Origin of the sequence: Chachezhania sediminis (assembly GCF_009765275.1) — a bacterium.
GTDB classification, from domain to species: Bacteria; Pseudomonadota; Alphaproteobacteria; order Rhodobacterales; family Rhodobacteraceae; genus Chachezhania; species Chachezhania sediminis.
Genome location: NZ_VOPH01000004.1, coordinates 96,878 through 119,741 on the forward strand (window position 1 = coordinate 96,878; position 22,864 = coordinate 119,741).

Genomic DNA, 22,864 nt, shown 5'->3' on the forward strand with positions numbered 1-22,864 from the left:
ACTGCGTGCGTATGAACGATGGCGCCAGCATAGCGACGGGACAGGCGGTCCGGGGATCTTCCCGGGCCGCCGGCCAGCCTTCGGACGATGCGCTTCTGGCGCAGTTGGCCCTTGGGCAGGGCGATGCCGCGCGGCTGCTGGCGGGCCGTCACCTGCCGCGGGTGCTTTCGGTGGCGGTCCGGGTCCTTGGGGACCGGGCCGAGGCCGAGGACGTCGCGCAGGAAGCGATGCTGAAGCTGTGGCGGATCGCGCCCGAGTGGGAGCCGGGGCGGGCGCAGGTGTCTACCTGGCTCTATCGCGTGGTGATGAACCTCTGCATCGACCGAAAGCGGCGGGCGCGCGGGGGTACGGTCGGCATCGATACGGTGCCCGAACCCGTCGACCCTGCGCCCACGGCGCCGGAGACGCTGCAGGCGCGGGCCCGAATGCAGGCGCTGGAGGCCGCGCTGGACTCGTTGCCGGACCGGCAGCGGCAGGCGGTGGTGCTGCGGCACATGGAAGGACTTGCCAATCCCGAGATCGCAGAGATCCTTGGGGTGGGCGTGGAAGCGGTAGAAAGCCTGACGGCGCGGGGCAAGCGGGCACTGAAGGCCGCTCTTGCCGGGCGTCGCGCGGAATTGGGGTTTGACGATGACAGATCGTGACCTGACGGATCAGGAGCTGGACGAGATGCTGGCCGGCCTGCGGATCGAGACCGCGCCGGACGACCTGATGGCGCGTGTCCTGGCCGATGCGGCCCGGACACTGCCGGTGCCACTGCCACTGCCGGTGCAGACTCGGCCACAAACCCAGCCGGTGGCACAACCGGTGCGGCATCCGGCCGATCTTCGCCCCAGGCGGGGCGCGGGGCTGCGGCGCCGGGCGGGTGGGACAGGGTCGATTACCGGCCTGAACATCCGTGCGCAGATCGGCGGGTGGCCCGCGATTTCGGGTCTGGCGGCGGCCTGTGCGCTGGGCGTCTGGCTGGGCTTCGCGCCGCCCCGGGGCCTGCCCGACCCGGTGGATCTGGTCTATCTGGCGCAGGCGGATATCGACCTGCTCGAACCCGACCTGATCGCGGCACTGCAGACAGAGGACGGATGATGACCGAGGACGATCAGGGCCTTCCGGCCCCCGACAGACAGGACCCCAACGCAGAGGCTGCAGGGAAACCGTCGCCCGATCCTTCGGCACGCCGGGCGCGGGCACCGCGCTGGATCCGGGTGGCACTGGCGGTGTCGCTGGCGCTGAACCTGGCCGTGCTGGGATCGGTTCTGGGGATCATGCTGCGCTTTGGCGGTTCGCCCGGCGCGGACGGCATCGGCGGTCCGCCGTCCCTGGGCATGGTGCTTTACCGCGAACTGCCGCGGGAAGAGCAGCGCGCGCTGCGCGACGAGATCCGGCGCGAGATGCAGGAAGACGGCATCGGCCGGCCGCCCTCGCGTCGGGATACCGCCCGGACACTGGATGCGGGCCTCCGCGCCGACCCCTTTGACCGTCAACTGCTGGAAGGGGTGCTGACCCGGCACAACGTCTGGGTTGCGGGGCAGCAGCATGCGCTGCAGGAAGTCTGGCTGGACCGCGTGACCGAGATGACGCCGGCCGAACGCGACGCCTATGCCGACCGCCTGCAAGCGGCCGCCGAACGGCACGAGCAGCGCCGGAAGGCGTGGCACGACAAGAAACATGAGCGGGGCGCCGGGGACTGACCGGCACCGGCACCCGCCCGTGCCGTGGCAAACCGCGATGGCCTGCTCCGGCGTCCTTGCGCGATGCCGGCCGCCTGACCGCCGGCATTCGTGTCCGGCGCAGGTGCCTTCCGGCCCTCGCATCGGTAGGTCGCGGTCTTGGGCCGCTGATGGCCTTGCCTCGGGATCCGGGCGGGTCTGGGGCCGTTGCGGACCAGCCAGTCGGGGCCTCGATTGCGGGGCCCCGAACGCGTATCAGGCGGCGAAGGCCATCTTCAGCCGCTCGATCGCCGCAGCGGGGTCGGGGGCGGTATCGTAGAGATCGGCCAGCGACGGGTCCGCGAAGCCCTGATCGATGATGTGGCGGACCAAACCGTCCAGCGGCCCCCAGAAGCCCGCGATGTCCAGCACCACGACCGGCTTCTGGTGCAGGCCCAGCTGCGCCCAGGTCAGGACCTCGAAGAACTCGTCCAGGGTGCCGGCACCGCCCGGCAGGACGATCACCGCATCGCTGTTCATGAACATGACCTTCTTGCGTTCGTGCATCGTCTCGGTGACGACGAAACGGGACAGGTCGGTCTTGCCGACCTCGCGCTTCAGAAGGTGGGTGGGGATGACGCCGAAGGTCTCGCCACCGGCGGCCTGAGCGGTGCGGGCGACGATGCCCATCAGCCCGACGTCGCCAGCCCCATAGACCAGCTGCCAGCCCTGATCGGCCAGGGCGCGGCCCAGTTCTTCGGCGGCATGGGCGTAAGCCGGGTCAGCCCCCGCTCGTGATCCGCAATACACACACACGGACTTGGCGCTCATCGTTCGGCCTTTCTGCATTTGCAAGGGGGGTGCGACCTGTTAACCCGGAACCGGGTTGGGGCTCAACAGTGTGCGACGGGATGTGGCACGCAGCAGGGATGCAAGATGGCGGCAGGGTCCGGGGCGGCTGGCAGCAAGGCAGTCATATGGATCGGCGCGCTGGGCGTGGCCGCGGCCGCGTCGGCCGGCATCTATTACTATGCCGATGATATACAAACGATGTTCGGCAATCCTCCGCCTGCAGCGCAGGATGTGGCATCGGCCCCCACACAGGACCCCGGTTCCGCCGCTGTATCGACGGCCGCAGCGCCGGCGAAGCCGGCCGAAACCCGGGAAAATCCCGCCGCCACCGCCACCGAATCGGCTACCGATGTGGCTGCGCAGGACGGCCAGGGGGCGACGACGGCCAGGGATCCGGCGACCCACGGGGCGGCGTCAGACGATCTGTCCGCCGCGCCTGAAACCATCGCCGCCCCCCTTGTGGCCACCGATGCGCCCGCGCCGGATGCGTCCGCACTGGCCGCCCCGCAGATCGACCTGATCCGGGTGGAACCGGACGGTGCCACGGTGATCGCGGGCAGGGCCGTGCCCGGGTCCGTCGTCATCGTTGAAATCGACGGGGCCGAGATCGACCGCCTGACCACCGGCGCCGATGGCAAGTTCGCGGGTTTTCCGGATGTCGGCACAAGCGCCCGGTTGCGGGTCCTGACCCTGATTGCGGAACTGGGTGGCCGCCGGACCGAGGCGCCGGACCAGATCATCCTGGCCCCAGTTGTCACCGCCGATGCCGATGCGGGTACAGTACCGGCCCCGGCCGCGCCGTCGATGGGGCAGGCGGGCCAGCCGCCGGCCGCCGACCGGACCGCCAGCGCCGTCGCTGTGGCGGAAACCGTGCCGCAACCTGCGCCGGCCGGTGCCACAAAAACGCCCGGTGCGGGCAGCTCTGCCGCGGACATACCGGCCCGACCGGCGGACGTCGTGTCCCAGACAATGCCCGGAAATGCCCCGGCAAGGCCCGTGGCCGACGGCGACAGCGCGCGGCCCGAGGCCGAGGCCGTGGCCGGGGCGACGCCTGCCCCGGGCCAGCTCGCCGTACAGATGCAGGCCGCCCCGGAGCCTAAATCCGAAGATACCCCCGCAGCCATCGCGGCGCCCGTGCAGGTGGCCGTGGCCGAAGTCATCGCAGACAGGCCTGCATCCTCGACCACCGTCCCGTCGCCCGGCGTGGCCGATGCCCCGGCCCAGCCGCTGACGGCGCCCGATCAGGGCGGCCGCCCGTCCGCGGGACCGGGCGGGGGACAGGCCGCCGCAGGACAGGCTGCCGGCATTGCCGTGCTGCGGGCCGGGCCCAACGGGGTCGAGCTTCTTCAGACCGGCGCGCCTGCGCGGCCGCGTGCCATGGACCGGATCGAGCTGTCGACCATAGGATACACCCGGCAGGGCGACGTCCTGCTGTCCGGCCGTTCGCGCGGGGCGGCGACGATCCGCGTCTACCTCGACAATGTCGCCGTGGCCGACCTGCCGGCGGATGCGCAGGGCCGCTGGGGCGGGCGCCTGCCCGGGATCACGCCGGGGGTCTATACGCTGCGCCTGGACGAACTGGACGAGGCCGGAAAGGTCACCAGCCGGGTCGAAACCCCGTTCAAGCGCGAACCGCCCGAGCGTCTGCAGCAACCGGGGCTGGACCCGTCCGTGTCCGGCGGCGACCTGCTGGCGCGGTTCGTGACGGTTCAGAAGGGCGATACGCTCTGGGCGATCTCGCGGAACCGCTATGGCGACGGGGTCCTTTACGTTCGCGTCTTCGGTGCCAATCGCGAACAGATCCGCGACCCCGACCTGATCTATCCCGGTCAGGTCTTCAACCTTCCCGACTAGGCCGTACGGCGGGATTGTGCGTCCGTGCAGGCCCCCCTGCGGCCGCGTGAACGCTGGTCTTTCGGCGGCACCGGCCCTATCTGGACAGCCTGTCCGACCGGATGAGGCCAGCCTGACATGACGAACCCAGCCAGCCCCGCGGCGCAACCCGTGCCGTCCGAACTGTCCGCCCGTGCCGAACGCCGGTCCGGCTGGAACGTGCTGCGTCGGGTGGTGCCGTATCTGTGGCCCGACGAACCTGCCTGGGTGAAGCCCCGGGTGGTCATTGCGATGATCCTGCTGGTCGTGGCCAAGGGGATCACGGTTGCGACCCCGTTCTTCTACAAGGGCGCCGTCGACGGACTGGCCAGGGATGCGGTGCCGCTGCTGGGCCTCAGCGCTGTGGCGCTGACCGTGGCCTATGGCATGGCCCGGCTGATGAGCGTGGGGTTCAACCAACTGCGCGACGCGGTATTCGCCCCGGTCACCCAGCGCGCCCTGCGGGCCCTGGCGCACGAGACCTTCAACCATATCCACCGCCTGTCGATGCGTTATCACATCACGCGGCGGACAGGGGGCCTGTCCCGGATCATCGAACGGGGCGTGAAGGGCGTGGAGTTCCTGCTGCGCTTCGTCCTCTTCTCCGTCGGGCCGCTGATCCTCGAACTCGTGCTGGTGGGCATCATCCTGACCATGATGTTCGACGTCTGGTATCTGGTCATCGTCGCCGTGACGATCGCGTTCTACGTGGCCTTCACCTTCATCGTCACCGAATGGCGGGTGAAGCTGCGGCGGCAGATGAACGACAGCGACACAGAAGCGAACCAGAAGGCCATCGACAGCCTGCTGAATTTCGAAACTGTCAAGTATTTCAACGCCGAACAGCGCGAGGCCGCGCGCTATGACGTGTCCATGGCGCGATATGAACAGGCGGCGCTGAAGACCTCGTACTCGCTGTCCTTCCTGAACTTCGGGCAGACCGTCTTCATCTCTGCCGGGCTGATCGCGATGATGGTGCTGGCCGCCATCGGCGTCCAGAACGGTACCCTGACCGTGGGCGATTTCGTCATGGTCAATTCCTACATGATCCAGATCACCGTGCCGCTGGGGTTCCTGGGCACCGTCTATCGCGAGATCCGCCAGGCCCTGGTCGACATGGGAGAGATGTTCGACCTGCTGGAACAGCCGGCCGAGATCGTGGATCCCGAAGATGCGCCCGACCTGAAGGTCGCCGGGGGCCAGATCCGGTTCCGCGATGTCCGCTTCGGCTATGACAGGGAACGCGAGATCCTGAAGGGCATCGACCTGACCGTACCCGCGGGCCAGACCGTCGCCATCGTGGGGGCCACGGGGTCGGGCAAGTCGACCATCGGGCGGTTGCTGTTCCGCTTCTACGACGTCACCGGCGGCGCGATCGAGATCGACGGGCAGGACATTCGCAGCGTCCGTCAGGACAGCCTGCACAGGGCCATCGGTGTGGTCCCGCAGGACACGGTCCTGTTCAACGACACGGTCCGCTACAACATCGCCTATGGCCGGGATGCAGCCACGCAGGAGGATGTGGAACGGGTGGCCCGGGACGCGCGGATCCACGACTTCATCCTGTCGTTGCCCGAAGGCTATGACACGCAGGTGGGCGAACGCGGGCTGAAACTGTCGGGCGGTGAAAAGCAGCGCGTGGGCATCGCCCGCACCCTGTTGAAGGACCCGCCGGTCCTGATCCTGGACGAGGCGACGAGCGCGCTGGACACAGCCACCGAACGCCAGATCCAGGAGGCGCTGGACCGCGCCGGGCAGGGGCGCACGGTGATCGTGATCGCGCACCGCCTGTCGACGGTGGCCGGGGCCGACCGGATCGTCGTCCTGCACCAGGGCGAGATCGTCGAGCAGGGCACGCACGAGGCGCTGCTGGCCCGCGAGGGGCGCTATGCCATGTTGTGGCAGCGCCAGCAGGCGGACGAGGCGGCCTGACTTGACCTGCCCTGACCGGGCCGCGCGTCGCGTCCCCGGCACAAGGGAAACCAGAGGATTTCGGGCCGGATCGGGCCCTTTTCGAAGTGGACGCACAGTCCCGCGATCCGGCATGGGATTCCTGTTGGCACCTGTGCCGGCGGCCTTTGCGGCGCAGCTTTCGTCCTGAAGGACCGTAGTCCTGCTGATTGCGCCCCGGCTGTCGGTCGACCGGATCGGGCGGGCAGGGATCCTCGGTCTTTACCATGGTTCAGGTCGCGCCTCTGGTCTGTGGCGATCCGGCAGCGATAGGCCCCGTTTCGGAAGGAACGAAGCGGTCGGAAACCGGCGACGCCCAAAGGACAGGGGCAAGGGCTGCGGTCGTGACGCCGCTGCGCCGGCCTCATGGTTTTGCTGATGGGGGTCGGTCCTGTCGGCTGGCGTCCGGGCGCATCCGGCCCGTCGCGGTTCCGGCCTTGCGCTGGTCCGGGGCGCGCCCCAAACGGACAAACGGGTGCGCGCCTTGCGGCACGCACCCGGCCGAGGTTGGCCTTGAAGGTCGGCCCCTCTGGAGAAGGGGCCTATTCGGCCGCACGAAGCGGCGAATGATGTCCGCGGTTCCGGTCGTCGCTGGTGTCCAGCGGCCGCAGGCGCGGATCGTGTTCGGGGGCGGTCACTTCCTCGCCCCAGACGATTTCGGTCGCGTCGAGCTTCCGAGCGCGGCGGCGGAGGCGCATGTCATTGGCGATCCGGCTGGAGGCCCCGCGCGTGATCCGCGCCAGAAGCCGGCCCAGGAAGGCCAGGATCGTGCCGGCCCAGACCCGCAGCGCCAGAAGCGAGGGCGTGACGATCAGCGTCAGTACGGTCGCCACGCCCAGGCCGAAGACCACCGCGGTCGCCAGCTGCTTCCACCACAGCGCCGTCGGGCTGTCGATGGAATAGCCGCCGTTGATGAAGTCGAGCGACAGCCCGAACATCATCGGTGCCAGGCCCGCCATCGTGGTGATGGTGGTCAGCAGCACCGGGCGGATGCGGCTCTCGGCGGTGCGGATAATTGCTTCGATCCGCGGCATGTACTGGGAATATTCCTGGTACGTGTCGATCAGGACGATGTTGTTGTTCACCACGATCCCGGCCAGCGCCACGATCCCGGTCCCGGTCATGATGATCGAGAACGGCTGGTGCATGACCATCATCCCGATCAGCACGCCCTGTGTCGACAGGATCACCGCCAGCAGCACCAGCACCGAGTTGTAGAAGCTGTTGAACTGGGTCAGCAGGATGATGAACATCAGCCCCAGCGCCCCCGCGAAGGCCTTGCCCAGAAAGGCGGCGCTTTCCTCCTGCTCCTCCTGGTCGCCGGTCCATTCCCATTCGATGCCCACGGGCAGGGGACTGTCTTCCAGCCACTTGGTCAGCACCTGGATCCGTTCGTTCGCGTTCACGGGAACGATCCTCAACTTCCCGCCTGCGTTGGCCTCTTCCTGGACCTGCGCCAGATCCACGGAAGGCGCCAGCTGATCAAGCTGGTAGTAGATCGTGTCCGGCGTGTTCGACAGGCCGATCGCGTTCATGACCTTCTGGAAGATGCTCAGCGTCACATGCCCTGTGACCGTCGGGGTGATGCCGTTCGCGACCTCTGCCGGCGTCAGCTTCTTGCCGAAACCGATGTCCCGAGGGGGGCCGGCAGGGCCGTCATCGGTCGGCGGCGGCACAAGCTGCACGATGTTCAGGCCGGGAATGAAGTCGGCCTTCACGTCATAAAACCGCTTCTGGTCGATCCTGCTGATCTTGGCGAGCTTCTTGACCGGCGTCCTTGTGATGAAGTTCGACAGCGGCACCAGCCCGTCGGCAGTGCGGACCTTCAGCGTGTCCAGCGTCGACAGCACGCGGTCCTGGTCGGGCAGGCGGACGCGGATGTCGATTTCCTCGTCCGAACTGTCGACCCGCATCGTGTCCAGCAGGATGCCGCGGGTCACCAGCTGCACCATGGCGCCCACGATGGCCACATCGGCGCCGAAGCGGCCGGCCTTTTCGACGTCGACGTTGATCTGCCAGTCGATACCGGGCAGGGGCAGGCTGTCCTCGATATCGATCAGGCCCGGGGTCTCGGCGAATTTCTCGCGTGCGAGGTTGGTGGCTGCGGTCAGGTTGTTCCAGTCGTTGCCCTTCAGGCGCAGGTGGATCGGCTTGCCGCTGCCCGGACCTTGCGCCAGCGGGTTCAGTTCGACCTTGAAGCCGTGGATGTCCGCCAGATCCGCCCGCAATTCGTCCAGCACGAAATCGCCGTCATATTCGGGGATCGTCGCTTCGCTGGTGAAGAGGCCACCGAAATAGTCGGTCTTGCTGGTCGGGCGGTCTTCCCACGGGATGATCTCGAACTGGACCTGTCCCACGGTGTCGGGGGGCGTCTGGCTGCCGGAGCGGTCGGTGTCCAGCCCGCCGTCGCCCGCAAAGGCAAAGACGTTGATCACGGCCGGGTGGGCGGCAATGATGGCCTCGGTCTCGCGCACCATGGCGTCGGTTTCGGCCAGAGACAGGTTGCCCCGCGCCCGGACATAGGCCGTGGCCTGTTCCGGTTCGCTTTCGACGAAGAATTCCACGCCCAGCTGGTTTTCCAGATAGCTGGTGAAGGTGACATAGACGCCAAACGCCACCATAAGCACGGCCAAGACCGGCATGACCGGGTTGCCGACCATCAGCTTGATGAACCAGCCGAAGGGTGTGTAGCCGTGCGTCGTGCGCACCTTCCGCGCCTGCCGTTCCACCTTGACCGACCCCATGAAGATCGATGTCAGGAAGGCCGACGCCAGGAAGACCACCGTCCCCAGGATCACGCCCGCGGGCTGGCCCGACGCGGTGTCCAGCCCTTCGGGCGCGGGCAGCAGGTAGAACGGGTTCAGAAGCTGCATCGCGCCGATGAAGATGCCGTAGGCGAAGGGGATCACCAGAACGGCACGGACGATCCAGGGCAGGGAATGGCGCAGCGCGTCCGAGGCCCGGCCGAAGGCCCGCGTCAGCCGGCCCGACACGCCGCCCATGACCGGCAGGTAGATCAGCGCCACCACCAGCGAGGCCGACAGCACGAAGATCAGCGTGACCGGCAGCATCCCCATGAACTCGCCCGGGACGCCGGGCCAGAAGAGCATCGGCAGGAAGGCGCAAAGCGTCGTCGCGGTGGACGACACGATGGGCCAGAACATTCGCTGCGCCGCCTCGACATAGGCGTGCATGGGGCCGACACCTTCCTTGATCTTGGCGTCCGCGTATTCGACGACCACGATGGCGCCGTCGACCAGCATGCCCACCGCCAGGATCAGGCCGAACATGACGATGTTGGAAATCGACACGCCCATCACCGCCAGGAACGCGAAGGTCAGAAGGAACGAGGTCGGGATCGCGAATCCCACCAGAAGCGCCGCCTGTGTCCCAAGCGCGCCCAGGATCACGATCATCACCAGCGCCACGGCGGTCAGCACCGACCCTTCCAGCTGGCTGACCATCGATCCCACCGTCCGGCTTTGATCGTTCGAGGTGCCGACCTCAACCACCGCCTGCAATTCGGGCGGCCATTCGGTACGGGCTTCGGCGATGGTCGCCTTGATCAGCTCGACCGTGTCGATGATGTTGTAGCCCTTGCGTTTGACCACCTGCAGGGCGACCGTGTTCTCGCCGTTGAAACGGGCGGTGCCTTTCCGGTCCTCGAAGGTAAAGTTGATCTCGGCCAGGTCGCCCAGCGTCACGACGCGGTCGCCGTTGGTCTTTACCGGCAGGGAGTAGATGTCGCTGGCAGTCTTGAACGACGCCGGGATCTTGACCGAAAACTTGCCCTGGTCGCTTTCGACCTCGCCCGCGGCGATCAGCTGATTGTTATTCTGGACGACGTTGATCAGTTCCGCCGCGGTGACATTGTAGGCCTCCAGCCGCAGGGGATCGATCACCACCTCGACCATCTCGTCCCGGTTGCCGGCCAGCCCCGCCTCCAGAACGGCGTCCAGAGATTCAAGTTCGTCCTGCAAGTCCTTGGCGACATGGGTCATCGTCCGTTCCGGCACCGGGCCGGTCAGGTTGACGATGACGATGGGGAATTCGGAAAAGTTGATCTCGGTGATCGTGTACTGCTCCGCGCCGGCGGGGAACTTGGCCTGGGCCGCGTTCATTGCGTCGCGGACATCGGCCATGGTGGCGGTCTTGTCCCAGCCGAACTCGAACTCCAGCGCGATGCCGGCATAGTTTTCCGCCGCGGTGGCGGTCATCTTGTCCAGCCCGTCCAGGTCGGCCAGCTCCGTCTCCATCGGTTTGACGAGCAGGCTTTCACTGTCCTCGGCCGAGATGCCGGGAAACTGGACCGAGATGAACAGCGCCGGGATCTCGATATCCGGCTCGCCCTCCTTCGGCAGGCTGACATAGGCCGCGCCGCCGATCACGATCGACAGTACGATGAAGGCGATGACCATCCGCGCCCGCGACGCGGCCCAGCTGACGATGCCGGTCATGGCTTGCTCTCCGACTGGTCTCCGCCTTTGTGGTTGGCGTGGATCTGGTCGTCATAGGTTACGGTGACGGGGACACCAGCGGTCACGAAGTCCTGGCCCACCACGATCACGTCGATCTCGTCCGGCAGACCGGTGACCCAGACGCCGTCGGGTTCGTCGCGAATCAGCTTCACCCTGTGAAAGCCCGCCAGCCCGTCGGCCTCGGCCGTTCGGACGCCCAGGGCGCCGTCATTGTTCAGCGTCAGCGCTGATTGCGGCAGCTTGTGGGCATGGCTGCCTGCCGCGGAAATCGCGATATCGGCGGTCTGCCCGTCGCGGATCTTCAGATCCTTGTTGGGAACCGTGATCTCGGTCAGGAAGGTGCGGGTCGTCGGGTCGGCCGACCGGCCGATGAAGCTGACCCGGCCGGTGACCACGTCGCCGTTGATCAGGCGGGCCTGGGCAGGGGCGCCCATCTCGACCCGGCCGATATCAGTTTCGGGGACGAAGCCCACCAGCTTGATCGGATCCAGCTGGATCACCGTCGCGCAAAGCGATCCGGGTTGCAGCAGGCTGCCCAGTTCGGCCGCGTCGGTTTCCAGAAGCCCGTCGAAGGGGGCCTCGATCTCCAGCCGCTCGATCTCGCGCTCGGCCTTGGCGAGCGTGGCCTTCGCGGCCTCGATGGCGGCCTTGTTGGCGTCCACGCCGCTTTCGGCCGCGGCGATCCGGGCTTCGGCCGACCGTTTCGTCGCCCGCCGCGCCACCAGCGTGCTGGTCGAGGCATAGCCGCCCTGCGACAGCTTTTCGGCCGCGTTCAGGTCGATATCGGCCTGTTCGGCCAGTGCCTTGGCTTCCTCGATCCGGGCCAGCGCCTCGGGTCCCTGACTGATTGCCTGGGTCAGGGCCGCCTTGGCCTGGACCAGATCCTCGGCCCGAGAGCCCGGATCCAGCCGGCACAGCACGTCGCCTGCCTTGACGAAAGCGCCCTTGCGCAGGGGTTCGGAAATCACCGGTGCCGCGATTTCGGCCCGGACCTCGACCTGGCGGGCGGCCTTGGTCTGGCCGCGCAGGATAACGGCGCTGTCCACGGTCTGGGCAAGGGATTTCAGGGCGACGACGGCCACCGCGCCTTCGCGGGGGGTGCCTGCAGCATTCTGGCCCGAAGGCTCGGCGGGCGAAGTCGCGGCCGGTGTCGCGTCCGTGGCGGTTGGCGACGCGTCTGTAACGGTCGGCGACCCGACGGCGGCTGTCCGTACGGGATCTTCCCCCGCGGAACCCGACTTGGCGTCGGCGGCGGCCTCGGCCAGGGTCAGCTCTCCGCGGGCGAAGGCCATCAACGCATCGCGCTGGAACACGCCCACGTAAAGCACGAACATCACCAAAGTGGCGGTGAGGATGGGAATCAGTCGCATATACGATGGTCCTGAAGATGTCGTTGGTGCGGTTCGGCCGCTTTTGCCAAGAGGTGCCCCGGCATTGCCAAGAGGTCGGCGCGGGCCGATGACATTCGGCTGGCGCGGACCCATATGGCCCCGGTGACGGCAGGCAGGCGCATGTTCCCGGGACGTTCTTGCCACGAAAACGTGCAAAATGCCACAGCGGACTCGCGCGCGATGCTGCGTAGCGGCGAAATGTCTGGGGATCGGCCGGGGCGGGGCGGCGTCAGGGCCTGTTGGCGAACCGTTGGTTCCAGCGACGTCGCGCCGCCCTTCCGGGCGACCTTGCGTGCGCTGGGTTGAGGTCGGTCGGTGCTGCGCTGCAGCAGGATCGCCCCGTCGTCGGAAGGCATGGTCAGATCACCCTGTTGCCGGCTTCTGAAATCGTCCGTGGCAGACGCAACCGGCGGTAGGCCCGCCGTGCCCGAAAGCTCTTGTCGCCATATAGGGGCCAATACGCTGAACTGAACAGTTCAGATCAAGAAAATTTCCCGTGCGGATTGCAATTGCCGTAAGGTCATTTCGCGGCAGCAATTCGGGACGGGACGATTTCGGCGCCTTGGCTTGGCCCGCATGGCAGAGTATGAGGGCCGGAACAGGGCGCCATTGGGCCGATCCGCACTTGGATCGTCAATGGCTTGCCTGTGAAGATGCGCGGAACCGGGCCGGTTCCGGATGCGCGCCAGGGACCAGATTCAGGGAGGCCCAGCCCCAGATGAGCGACGCCGACAGTTTCATCGACGAGGTGACCGAAGAGGTTCGCCGCGACCGTCTGTTCGCGCTGATGCGCCGCTATGGCTGGATCGCGATCCTGGCCGTCGTCCTGCTGGTGGCTGCCGCTGCCTATAACGAATACCGCAAGTCTGCGGCGGCTTCCTCTGCGCAGGCACTGGGGGATGCGGCACTGGCCGCGATGGAAGAACAGACGCCGGCCGGCCGCGCCACCGCGCTGGCACAGGTGGCCGACGATTTCGCGGCCTCGGATCCCGATGGCGCCGCCATCGTGCGGATGATGGCGGCCGGGGCAGAGGCCGAGGCGGGGGCATCGGCCGCCGCGATGGCCGGGCTCGACACGGTCGCAGCCTCTGGTGCGCTGCCGGAGATCTATCGCCAGATCGCGCAGTTCAAGGCGCTGATCCTGCCGGAATCGGGCCTGGATGCGGCCGAGCGGCGCGCCGGTTTCGAGGCGCTGGCCACGCCGGGCGCTCCGCTGCGTCTTCTGGCCGAGGAACAACTGGCGCTGATGGACATCGCCGAAGGCAAGCCCGACGTGGCAATCGACCGCCTGCAGGCCATTCTGGTGGACGCGGACCTTACCGATCGCTTGCAACAGCGCGTCGTGCAGGTGATTGTGGCCCTGGGTGGGACGCCGGACGGCGTGCCCGGCTTTGCGGGCTGACGCCGGGTGCTTGAGGTACGGGGCGCAGGCAAGCCGCATGGCAGGGGCCTTGACGGGTCGGTCGCCACCGCGAAACGGAATCCGGCAGCGACGACGGGGCGGGAAATCGCCGCAGGCGCAGCGCAGACGCGAACGATAACGGGCAGAACATGACAGGACCGACTTTGCTTTCGCGGACCGCCATGGCGGGACTGATCGCCGCGCTCATGGTGCTGGCCGCCTGCGAGGAGAAGGAAGTCATCCTTCCCGGACAGCGGCAGGACGTCCGTACCGTGGTTGGCGGTGGCGGCGCACCGGCGCCCGAGATGGGTGCGGTCGAGGCCGCCAACAAGGCCCTTCCGATCTCGTTGCCCGGTCAGGTGACGAACGCGTCCTGGGCGCAAAGCTTCGGCATGCCGGTCAATCGCGTGGCGAATGCGGCACTGGGGGCAGCGCCGCAGCAGATCTGGCAGGCCAATATCGGCAAGGCCGACACCCGCCGGCAACGGATCACCGCGACCCCGGTCGTGGGCGGCGGCATGATCTACACCCTGGATGCAGGCGCGCGGGTGACGGCGACGTCGCTCTCCGGGCAGACGGTCTGGAGCCGCGACGTGATTCCCGCGGGCGAATCCGAAGGCTCGGCCACGGGCGGCGGCCTGGCCCTGAGCGACGGGACGCTCTACGTGTCCTCCGGCTATGGCAACCTGACGGCGCTGGATGCCGTGTCGGGCCAGCCGCGCTGGCAAAAGAAGCTGGGCGGTACCGGCAACGGAACGCCGATGGTTTCGGACGGACTGGTCTATCTCGTGTCGGGGGACGACACCGGCTGGGCGGTCGAGACGAAGACGGGCCGGATCGCCTGGCAGTTCGCGGGCGCGCCGTCTGTGGCGAATGTCCTGGGCGGACCCGCGCCGGTCATCGCCGGACGCTATGCGATCTTTGCCTTCGGATCGGGCGACCTGGTGGCCGTGTTCCGGCAGGGCGGGCTTCGGCGCTGGTCGGCCTCGGTTTCGGGTCAGCGGCTGGGCCGCGCGGTGTCGCGGATTTCCGACGTGACCGGCAGCCCGGTGGTGGATGGCAACAAGGTTTACGCCGGCAACCATTCCGGCCGTCTGGTGGCCTTCGACGCCACCAGCGGCAGCCGCCTGTGGACGGCGCAGGAAGGCGCGCTGGGACCGGTCTGGCCGGTGGGTGGATCGCTGTTTCTGGTGACCGACCGTCACCAGCTGATCCGGGTGAACGCCTCTGATGGGGCGCCGATCTGGGCCACGGAACTGCCGGGCTATGTCAAGGACCGGCCCCGCCGGCGTGGCAAGATCTATGCAAATTACGGGCCCATCCTGGCGGGCGGGCGGATCGTCACCTCGTCCTCGGACGGGCAGATCCGGTTCGTCGATCCGGTCAGCGGCGCCATCACCCGCACGGTCGAGATCCCGGGCGGGGCGGCCACGGCGCCAGTCGTGGCGGGACAGACGATGTATGTCGTCTCGCGCAAGGGCGTGCTGCACGCCTATCGGTAAAGCGAAAGGGGGCGTCGGGCGGTCCGGTCCCGGATTGCCGCTCGGATTGCCGGATGTCGAGGGGCTCTTGCTCACCACGAAGAGGGGTCCTCTTCACGAACCCGCCATCGCTTTTGCTGCCTGAGCCATCCGGGGGAGCGCATCAAGGGCAGGCCGCGCGGGCCGCGCGGTGCTGCGCACCCTTGACGCTCCCCCCCTCGACGGCCCTTTCCGGCAGCGCAACGGCGGCTCCGCGAAGAGGACCATTTCGGGTGTGGGAAGGGGCGATGGTTTTGGGTGCTTTCCGTGGCGCATCTTATGCGGTATGGAGCCCGCCTGATCCCGAAGCTCCGGAAAGCGTCCGATGTCCTTTACCCTCGCCATCGTGGGGCGGCCCAATGTGGGCAAGTCCACGCTGTTCAATCGCCTGGTCGGCAAGCGGCTGGCGCTGGTCGACGACCAGCCCGGCGTCACGCGCGACCTGCGCGAGGGCGATGCGCGCCTGGCCGACCTGCGCTTTACCGTCGTCGACACCGCCGGGCTGGAAATGGCCACCGACGAAAGCCTGGAAGGGCGGATGCGCCGCCTGACCGAGCGTGCGGTTGACATGGCCGACATCTGCCTGTTCCTGATCGACGCGCGTGCGGGCGTCACGCCCGCCGACCGGATCTTTGCCGAGATCCTGCGCAAACGGTCGGCCCACGTGATCCTGGCCGCGAACAAGGCCGAAGGATCCGCCGCCGATGCCGGCGTGATCGAGGCCTGGGAACTGGGCCTGGGCGAACCGGTCCGCCTGTCGGCCGAACATGGCGAAGGCATGATGGAGCTTTACAGGCTGCTGATGCCCGTGGCCGACGAACTGGCCGCCGCGGCAGAGCAGGCCATGCCCGAGACCGATGTCGACCTGCCCGAGGATGACGGCAGCTTCGATGCGGAAAGCGATACTCCGGTGGTCCGGCCGATCACCGCCACGCGCCCGCTGCAGATCGCCGTCATCGGCCGGCCCAACGCGGGCAAGTCCACGCTGGTGAACAAGATCCTGGGCGAGGACCGCCTGTTGACAGGCCCCGAGGCCGGGATCACCCGCGATGCCATTTCCGTCCGGACCGAGTGGAAGGGCACGCATATGCGTATCTTCGACACCGCCGGCATGCGGCGGAAGGCGAAGGTGCAGGAGAAGCTGGAGAAGCTTTCGGTCGGCGACGGTCTGCGGGCGGTGCGCTTTGCAGAGGTCGTCGTGGTCCTGCTGGACGCCGCGATTCCCTTTGAAAGTCAGGATCTGCGGATTGCCGACCTGGCAGAACGGGAAGGCCGGGCCGTCGTCGTCGCCGTCAACAAGTGGGACGTCGAGGACGAGAAGCAGGAAAAGCTGAAGGCGCTGAAGGAATCCTTTGAACGTCTGCTGCCGCAGCTGCGGGGCGCGCCCCTGGTGACCGTGTCGGCCAAGACGGGGCAGGGCATGGATCGCCTGTACAACGCGATCATGCGGGCGCACGAGGTCTGGAATTCGCGCATCACCACCGCGCGGCTGAACCGCTGGCTGGCGGAAATGCTGGCCCAGCACCCGCCCCCCGCGCCGGGCGGGCGGCGGATCAAGATCCGCTACATGACCCAGGTGAAGGCACGGCCGCCTGCTTTTGTCGCCATGTGCTCGGCCCCGGAACTGCTGCCGGATGCCTATTCGCGGTATCTGGTGAACGGTCTGCGCGAGGCGTTCGACATGCCCGGCACACCGATCCGGCTGACGATGCGCAGCCAGGCGGACAAGAACCCCTACAAGAACCGCAAGAAGCCGGGGCCCAGCCGCCTGCGGAAGCACCTGAAGAAATAGCCTTTACCGCACCGTCATAGGCGGTGCGGTGAAGCTGTGCTAGATTTGTCCCCGATGCCGAGTCGCCGGGCAGTCTGAAAAGCTGCGTCAAAGCTGCGCCGGCCGGCGGTGGAGGGCGAAGCCATGCAGATCGTTCCTGTCATCGAACTTCTGGGCGGCCGCTGCGTGTCGCGTCCCGCCGGCAGCGCGGTCGAACCCACGCCATGGTCCGTCGATCCGGTCGAGATGGCCTGCCGCTGGGCCGCCGAAGGGGCGGAGCGGCTGCGGGTGACCGACCGCGGCGCCGCCATAGGCGAAGATGCCGACGATACCGTCATCGACGAGATTATCCGCCGCGCCGGCATCCCGGTCGACGTGGGCGGGGGACTGCGGTCCCGTGCCCGGGTCGAACGCCGGATCGACCGCGGCGCGGCCCGGGTGATCGTGGGCACGCTGGCCGTGTGGGAACCCGAGCTGGTCGCGGCCCTGGCCAAGTGGCATCCCGACCAGATCGTCGTGGCGCTTGACCTCTTCGACGGGAAGGTGGTCACGCATGGGCGGGCCTATACCTGCGCCATCGCCCCGGAAGAACTGATGGACTTCTATCGCCCCGTGCCGCTGGCCGGTATAGCCCTGACGGCGCTGGGGGCGACCGAGGACGTCGAGGCGCGGATTGCCAAAGTGGCCGACCTGGCCCGTGGCGCCTGGGCGCCGATCCAGGCCGATGGCATCGTCAACAGCCTGGATGACCTGTCGCGCCTGGCCTATGTGCCGGGGATCGCGGCCGCGCTTCTGGGCGATCCGCTGCTCCGCGGCACCTTCGACCTGGCCGCCGCCCATGCCGTGGCCCATGTCGACAGCGCCGGTGTCGCAGAGTTCATCTGACCGTTCCACCGGTGACATCCTGCAGACGAAAGTGCCGGCCGGCGGCGGTTTGCACGCGCGGCGAGGGTGCGGTCTTGCCCACCCCCGCGCCCACAGGGTAAGAGCGGGTGCTGAAACGCCAAGAACATGAGGGCAGGCCATGCGCAGAGTTGTCGTGACAGGGCTGGGGCTGGTGACACCGCTCGCCAGCGGGGTGGAAAAGACCTGGGAACGTCTGCTGGCCGGCCAGTCCGGTGGCGGTCCCATAACTCGATTCGACACGACCGGGTTTACCACCACTTACGCGTGCGAGGTGCCCCTGGGCGACGGCACGGACGGCACCTTCAACGCCGACGACTGGATGGAACCGAAGGAACGGCGCAAGGTTGCCGACTTCATCCTGTACGGTCTGGCCGCGGCCGAGATGGCATGCAGGGATGCGGGCTGGCTGCCCACGGCCGAAGAGGACCTGCTGCGCACCGGCGTGATGATCGGGTCCGGCATCGGCGGTCTGGGGTCCATCGAACAGACCTCGCTCCTGCTGGCCGAACGGGGCCCGCGGCGGGTGTCGCCGTTCTTCATCCCGGGCGCGCTGATCAACCTGATCTCGGGTCAGGTGTCGATCCGCTTCGGCTTCAAGGGCCCGAACCATTCGGTCGTGACCGCCTGTTCGACCGGCGCCCATGCCATCGGCGATGCGGCGCGGCTGATCATGCTGGGCGATGCCGACGTGATGGTCGCCGGCGGGGCCGAGGCCGCGATTTGCGGCATCGGCATCGCGGGCTTCAACGCCTGCAAGGCGCTGTCGACCAAGTTCGCCGACAACCCCCAGGCCGCCAGCCGCCCCTATGACGTCGACCGCGACGGTTTCGTCATGGGCGAAGGGTCGGGCATCGTGGTGCTGGAAGATTACGAACATGCCAAGGCCCGCGGCGCCAAGATCTATGCCGAGGTGCTGGGCTATGGCCTGTCGGGCGACGCCTATCACATCACCGCCCCGTCCGAGGACGGCAATGGCGGCGAACGGTCTATGCGCGCCGCGCTGGCGCGGGCGGGCCTGACGCCGGGCGATCTGGACTACATCAACGCGCATGGCACCTCGACAATGGCCGACACGATCGAGCTGGGCGCGGTGGAGCGGCTGCTGGGCAATGCGGCGGACAAGGTGACCATGAGCTCGACCAAGTCGTCCACCGGGCACCTTCTGGGCGCGGCCGGTGCGATCGAGGCGATCTTCTCGATCCTCGCGATCCGCGATCAGGTGGCGCCGCCGACGATCAACCTGGACAACCCCGCAGTCGAAACTCCCATCGACCTTGCGCCGAACGCCAAGCGCGAGCGTGAAATCAACTATGCGCTGTCGAATTCGTTCGGGTTTGGCGGCACCAACGCATCGGTGATCTTCGGGAAAACCGCCTGATGTGGCGCAGCCTCGCCTCGAACATGATCAGCTTCCTGATCGTGGGCCTGTTCCTTCTGGCGGGCACGATCATCTGGGGACAGCGTCAGTATGTGGCCGAAGGGCCGCTGAACCAGGCGATCTGTTTCCGCGTGCCCAGCGGGGCCAGCTTTTCAAGCGTGAGCGAAAGGCTGGCCGAGCAGGGCGCGATTTCCAGCGGGTCGCTGTTCCGGGTCGGGGCGGATTACCAGGGCAAGTCGGACGACCTGAAGGCCGGCAGCTACCTGGTGGAACCGGGCACCTCGATGGCGGCGCTGGTCGACCAGATCACCCGTGGCGGGGCCAATACCTGCGGGACGGAAATCGTCTACCGGATCGGCGTGGTGCGCACGACGGTTCTGGTCCGGGAACTGGACCCGCAGACCCAGCGCTATATCGAACGCACGGTGTTCGAGCCGGGCGCGGAGGATGTGCCGGCGGCCTATACCCAGGTGCGCAATGCGTCCGACACGCGGTTCCGCGTGGCCGTCGCCGAAGGCGTGACCAGCTGGCAGGTGGTCGAAGGGCTGAAGGCTGTCGATGCCCTGACGGGCGAGATCGCGGAACGCCCGGCCGAAGGGCTTCTGGCGCCGGATTCCTATGAGTTCACGCCGGGCACCGAACGGTCGGTCATGATCGAGGCGATGGAATCGCTTCAGGCCGAACGCATCACCGAGGCCTGGCTGTCCCGCAATCCGAACATCCCCCTGCAAAACCCCGAGGAGCTGCTGATCCTGGCCTCCATCGTGGAAAAGGAAACGGGTGTCCCAGAAGAGCGGGGCCAGGTGGCCAGCGTGTTCGAGAACCGCCTGAACCGCGGGATGCGGCTGCAGACGGACCCGACTGTGATCTATGGTGTGACGGAAGGCGTGGGCGTCCTGGGCCGCGGCCTGCGGCAAAGCGAACTGGCGCGGCCGACACCGTGGAACACCTATGTGATCGAAGGCCTGCCGATCACGCCGATCTGCAATCCGGGTCTGGACAGCCTGCTGGCCGCCGCCCAGCCGGCTGAAACGGAGTACGTCTTCTTCGTGGCCGATGGCAGCGGCGGTCACGCCTTCGCGGAAACGCTGGAAGACCACAACCGCAACGTCGCCCGCTGGCGCGAGATCGAGCGGCAACAGCAGAACTCCAACAACTGACACGGGCCGGCGGGGCGCGGTCTGGTGGGCCCGGCCCCGCCGCCCTGTCCCTTGTCCATGCTTGCCCACCCCGTGTGGACGGGACAGGGGAAGGGCTGCGCGACATTCGCCAAAAGCCTCCACAACGGAAGCCCGCCCCGAAGTCCTCTTCGCGGAGCCGCCGTCGCGCTGCCGGTTCGAGCCGTCGGATGCCGCGTGTCAGGGGTGCGCAGCACCGCGCGGCACGCGCGGCTTGCCCTTGATGCGGGGGAGCCGATGGCTCAGGCAGCAGAAGCGATGGCGGGTTCGTGAAGGGGACGGCGTGCCTCTTCGTGGTGAGCCAAAGCAAACGTGCGCTTATGAAGGCCAGGTACGGCTGCCTATCCGGGCCCCCGCGCGGCTGGCGACGAACCGCCACTTTTCCAATTGTTTCTGTTGCTTCGGTGGTTCGTTGCAAGCCTGGCCTGTCCGTGCTCAAGGCAGCGCAGGCCTCGTCGATCTCAGGCTCGATTTGTGGAAAAGTTAATGTTTTCCTAATGTTGCGGGCGGTACTTCGTCTCCGAATTCTTGACAAATCGTGCGGTTTCTTGTAGAAGTTTAAGCACGCTGGACGAAGGGTCAGACGACCTCGGGATGGTCTCCCGGGGTGGTTTTTCACCTCGCTCGTGCGGAGGCCCAATCCAATGCGATGAGGCCACCATGCAGAAGATCTTGAGCACCGAGAACGACCGGACGCAGCAGACGGAGGAGTTGCTGCGTTCACTGGAGGAGTCGATCATCCGGCTCCGTCAGCAGGCGGAAGACCTGCGGATCAGGCTCGAGACAGGGGAAGACTGGGACCAGACATCGTCAATCCGCCAGGTGGCGTCGGCCGAAGGGCTGATCCGCGCCTGCCAGAAAGTGGAGATCTGCCTTGTCGAACGACAGAACCGCGAGCGCGGGCTTGTCCGCGGGCACGCCCCCATCGACCTCGATACCGTACGATTTGAGATCGGGTGCCGCCTTGATCGCCTCCGCCAGTGCTGCGGTCAGGGATGAGTTCCTGTCGTCGCTGTCGGATCCGCAGGTCTTGGCCTTGCCCTATCTGTTCGAGTTCTGGGCGATGCCGCACCAGTTGCCGCCTGTGTCGGATATGGGGCGCGAGGACTGGCGATCCTGGGTGATCCTGGGCGGGCGCGGCGCGGGCAAGACCCGGGCCGGTGCCGAATGGGTCCGGTCGATGGTCGAGGGGGCACGCCCCCTCGATCCCGGCCGGGCGCGGCGCGTGGCCCTGGTGGGCGAGACATACGACCAGGTGCGCGACGTGATGATCCGGGGCGACAGCGGGATCCTGGCCTGTTCCCCTCCGGACCGGATGCCGGAATGGCGGGCCAGCGAGCGGCGCCTTGTATGGCCCAATGGGGCCGAGGCGCAGGCGTTTTCGGCCACCGACCCCGAGGCGATGCGGGGCCCGCAATTCGACGCGGCCTGGGCGGACGAGCTGGGCAAGTGGAAGAAGGCGCAGGAGGCCTGGGACCAGCTGCAATTCGCGCTGCGCCTGGGCGACCGGCCGCGGGTCTGCGTGACGACCACGCCCCGGAACGCCGAGATCCTGCGAAAGCTGCTGGAAGCGCCGTCAACCGTCGTCACCCATGCCCGGACCGAAGCCAACCGGGCGAACCTGGCCCAAAGCTTCCTTGAGGAGGTGCGCGCGCGCTATGCGGGCTCCCGCCTGGCGCGGCAGGAGCTGGACGGGCTGTTCCTGGGCGATGTCGAGGGCGCGCTCTGGACCGGGGCGATGATCGAGGCGACCCACGGGCGGGACATACCGAAGCTGAGCCGGATCGTCGTGGCACTGGACCCGTCGGTCAGCGGCGGGGCCGGGGCCGACGAATGCGGGATCGTGGTGGCGGGCGCCGTGACCGACGGGCCGCCGCAGGACTGGCAAGCCTGGGTGCTGGCGGATTGCACGGTGCAGGGCCAAAGCCCGGCGGGCTGGGCGCGGGCCGCGATCCGGGCGATGGAGATATACGGCGCGGACCGGCTGGTGGCCGAGGTCAACCAGGGCGGCAAGCTCGTCGAGGAGGTCGTCCGCCAGGTCGATCCGCTGGTGCCGATGAAATCGGTCCATGCAATGCGAGGCAAGGCGGCACGGGCGGAACCGGTGGCCGCGCTTTACGAGCAGGGGCGGGTGTTCCATGCGCCGGGTCTGGAGAAGCTGGAAGACCAGATGTGCCGGATGACCAGCCGCGGATATGCGGGGCAAGGCAGCCCGGACCGGGTGGATGCGCTGGTCTGGGCGCTGCACGAGCTGATCGTGGCCCCCGCAGCGGACTGGCGGCGGCCGCGGATCCGGATGGCGTGACGGTGAGCCGTGCGTGGCGAGTACGCACCCTGCGGATCGTGTGGCGGGCGGTGCGGTGAAGCCGGACCGGCGCTCTTGTCGGCGTGGTCCTGGGGGCGCTGCCCCCGCCGCGCGGTGCGCGGCCCCCCGGAGGTATTTTGGAAGAGAAGAAGATGGGGGCGGGCCTGCGGGGCCGCCCCTTTTCGTTTTGGGGACGGTGGGGTCGGGGGAGGACC

Annotated in this window: 16 protein-coding genes; 13 read left to right on the forward strand and 3 right to left on the reverse strand. The window is 67.7% G+C overall.

All coding sequences use genetic code 11. The features are described 5' to 3' along the window. Positions 1–11 precede the first annotated feature (11 nt). The 3 genes from FQK05_RS14020 to FQK05_RS14030 are packed head-to-tail and all read left to right on the forward strand — an operon-like array spanning position 12 to position 1,688. Entirely contained in the window at positions 12–644 is a 633-nt protein-coding gene (locus FQK05_RS14020; protein WP_158968481.1) for an RNA polymerase sigma factor, read from the forward strand. Beyond that, positions 631–1,083 carry a hypothetical protein gene (locus FQK05_RS14025; RefSeq protein ID WP_158967868.1) on the forward strand — a complete coding sequence of 151 codons (453 nt, stop codon included), beginning with the start codon at positions 631–633 and terminating at the stop codon, positions 1,081–1,083. Before FQK05_RS14020 ends, FQK05_RS14025 begins: the two co-directional genes overlap by 14 nt. Beyond that, on the forward strand, positions 1,083–1,688 hold the full coding sequence (locus FQK05_RS14030) for a periplasmic heavy metal sensor (RefSeq protein WP_158967870.1): 606 nt from the start codon (positions 1,083–1,085) through the stop codon (positions 1,686–1,688). Before FQK05_RS14025 ends, FQK05_RS14030 begins: the two co-directional genes overlap by 1 nt. A 234-nt stretch (positions 1,689–1,922) precedes the next feature. Here the strand turns inward: FQK05_RS14030 and FQK05_RS14035 are convergent, their stop codons facing one another. Then, complete coding sequence (locus tag FQK05_RS14035) at positions 1,923–2,477, reverse strand: LOG family protein (RefSeq protein WP_158967872.1); 555 nt, start codon at positions 2,475–2,477, stop codon at positions 1,923–1,925. Positions 2,478–2,582: 105 nt separating this feature from the next. Here FQK05_RS14035 and FQK05_RS14040 point away from each other — a divergent pair, with 105 nt between their 5' ends. Beyond that, positions 2,583–4,352, forward strand: coding sequence for a LysM peptidoglycan-binding domain-containing protein (locus tag FQK05_RS14040; RefSeq protein ID WP_158967874.1), 1,770 nt, complete (start codon positions 2,583–2,585; stop codon positions 4,350–4,352). A gap of 117 nt (positions 4,353–4,469) precedes the next feature. Continuing rightward, positions 4,470–6,302, forward strand: a complete 1,833-nt coding sequence (locus tag FQK05_RS14045; RefSeq protein ID WP_158967876.1) for an ABCB family ABC transporter ATP-binding protein/permease — start codon at positions 4,470–4,472, stop codon at positions 6,300–6,302. Between the two features lie 560 nt (positions 6,303–6,862). Here the strand turns inward: FQK05_RS14045 and FQK05_RS14050 are convergent. Then, positions 6,863–10,777, reverse strand: a complete 3,915-nt coding sequence (locus FQK05_RS14050) for an efflux RND transporter permease subunit (RefSeq protein WP_158967878.1) — start codon at positions 10,775–10,777, stop codon at positions 6,863–6,865. Further along, positions 10,774–12,168, reverse strand: a complete 1,395-nt coding sequence (locus FQK05_RS14055) for an efflux RND transporter periplasmic adaptor subunit (RefSeq protein ID WP_158967880.1) — start codon at positions 12,166–12,168, stop codon at positions 10,774–10,776. The genes FQK05_RS14050 and FQK05_RS14055 overlap by 4 nt, the downstream gene beginning before the upstream one ends. A gap of 739 nt (positions 12,169–12,907) precedes the next feature. Between FQK05_RS14055 and FQK05_RS14060 the strand changes: the two genes are divergently transcribed. The 8 genes from FQK05_RS14060 (at position 12,908) to FQK05_RS14095 (ending at position 22,649) form a co-directional block, all read left to right on the forward strand. After that, entirely contained in the window at positions 12,908–13,591 is a 684-nt protein-coding gene (locus FQK05_RS14060; RefSeq protein WP_158967882.1) for a hypothetical protein, read from the forward strand. Positions 13,592–13,773: 182 nt separating this feature from the next. Beyond that, positions 13,774–15,093, forward strand: a complete 1,320-nt coding sequence (locus FQK05_RS14065) for a PQQ-like beta-propeller repeat protein (RefSeq protein WP_233270511.1) — start codon at positions 13,774–13,776, stop codon at positions 15,091–15,093. Positions 15,094–15,436: 343 nt separating this feature from the next. Next, positions 15,437–16,903 carry a ribosome biogenesis GTPase Der gene (der, locus tag FQK05_RS14070; RefSeq protein WP_158967886.1) on the forward strand — a complete coding sequence of 489 codons (1,467 nt, stop codon included), beginning with the start codon at positions 15,437–15,439 and terminating at the stop codon, positions 16,901–16,903. A gap of 123 nt (positions 16,904–17,026) precedes the next feature. Continuing rightward, entirely contained in the window at positions 17,027–17,767 is a 741-nt protein-coding gene (locus tag FQK05_RS14075) for a HisA/HisF-related TIM barrel protein (protein ID WP_158967888.1), read from the forward strand. A gap of 139 nt (positions 17,768–17,906) precedes the next feature. Further along, positions 17,907–19,166 carry a beta-ketoacyl-ACP synthase II gene (fabF, locus tag FQK05_RS14080; RefSeq protein WP_158967890.1) on the forward strand — a complete coding sequence of 420 codons (1,260 nt, stop codon included), beginning with the start codon at positions 17,907–17,909 and terminating at the stop codon, positions 19,164–19,166. Then, positions 19,166–20,326 carry an endolytic transglycosylase MltG gene (gene mltG / locus FQK05_RS14085; protein ID WP_158967892.1) on the forward strand — a complete coding sequence of 387 codons (1,161 nt, stop codon included), beginning with the start codon at positions 19,166–19,168 and terminating at the stop codon, positions 20,324–20,326. The genes fabF and mltG overlap by 1 nt, the downstream gene beginning before the upstream one ends. Positions 20,327–21,004: 678 nt before the next feature. Next, the gene (locus FQK05_RS14090) at positions 21,005–21,343 is read left to right on the forward strand and encodes a hypothetical protein (protein WP_158967895.1); all 339 of its coding nucleotides are present in this window, start codon (positions 21,005–21,007) and stop codon (positions 21,341–21,343) included. Then, entirely contained in the window at positions 21,309–22,649 is a 1,341-nt protein-coding gene (locus FQK05_RS14095; RefSeq protein ID WP_456064405.1) for a DNA-packaging protein, read from the forward strand. The genes FQK05_RS14090 and FQK05_RS14095 overlap by 35 nt, the downstream gene beginning before the upstream one ends. Positions 22,650–22,864 lie beyond the last annotated feature (215 nt).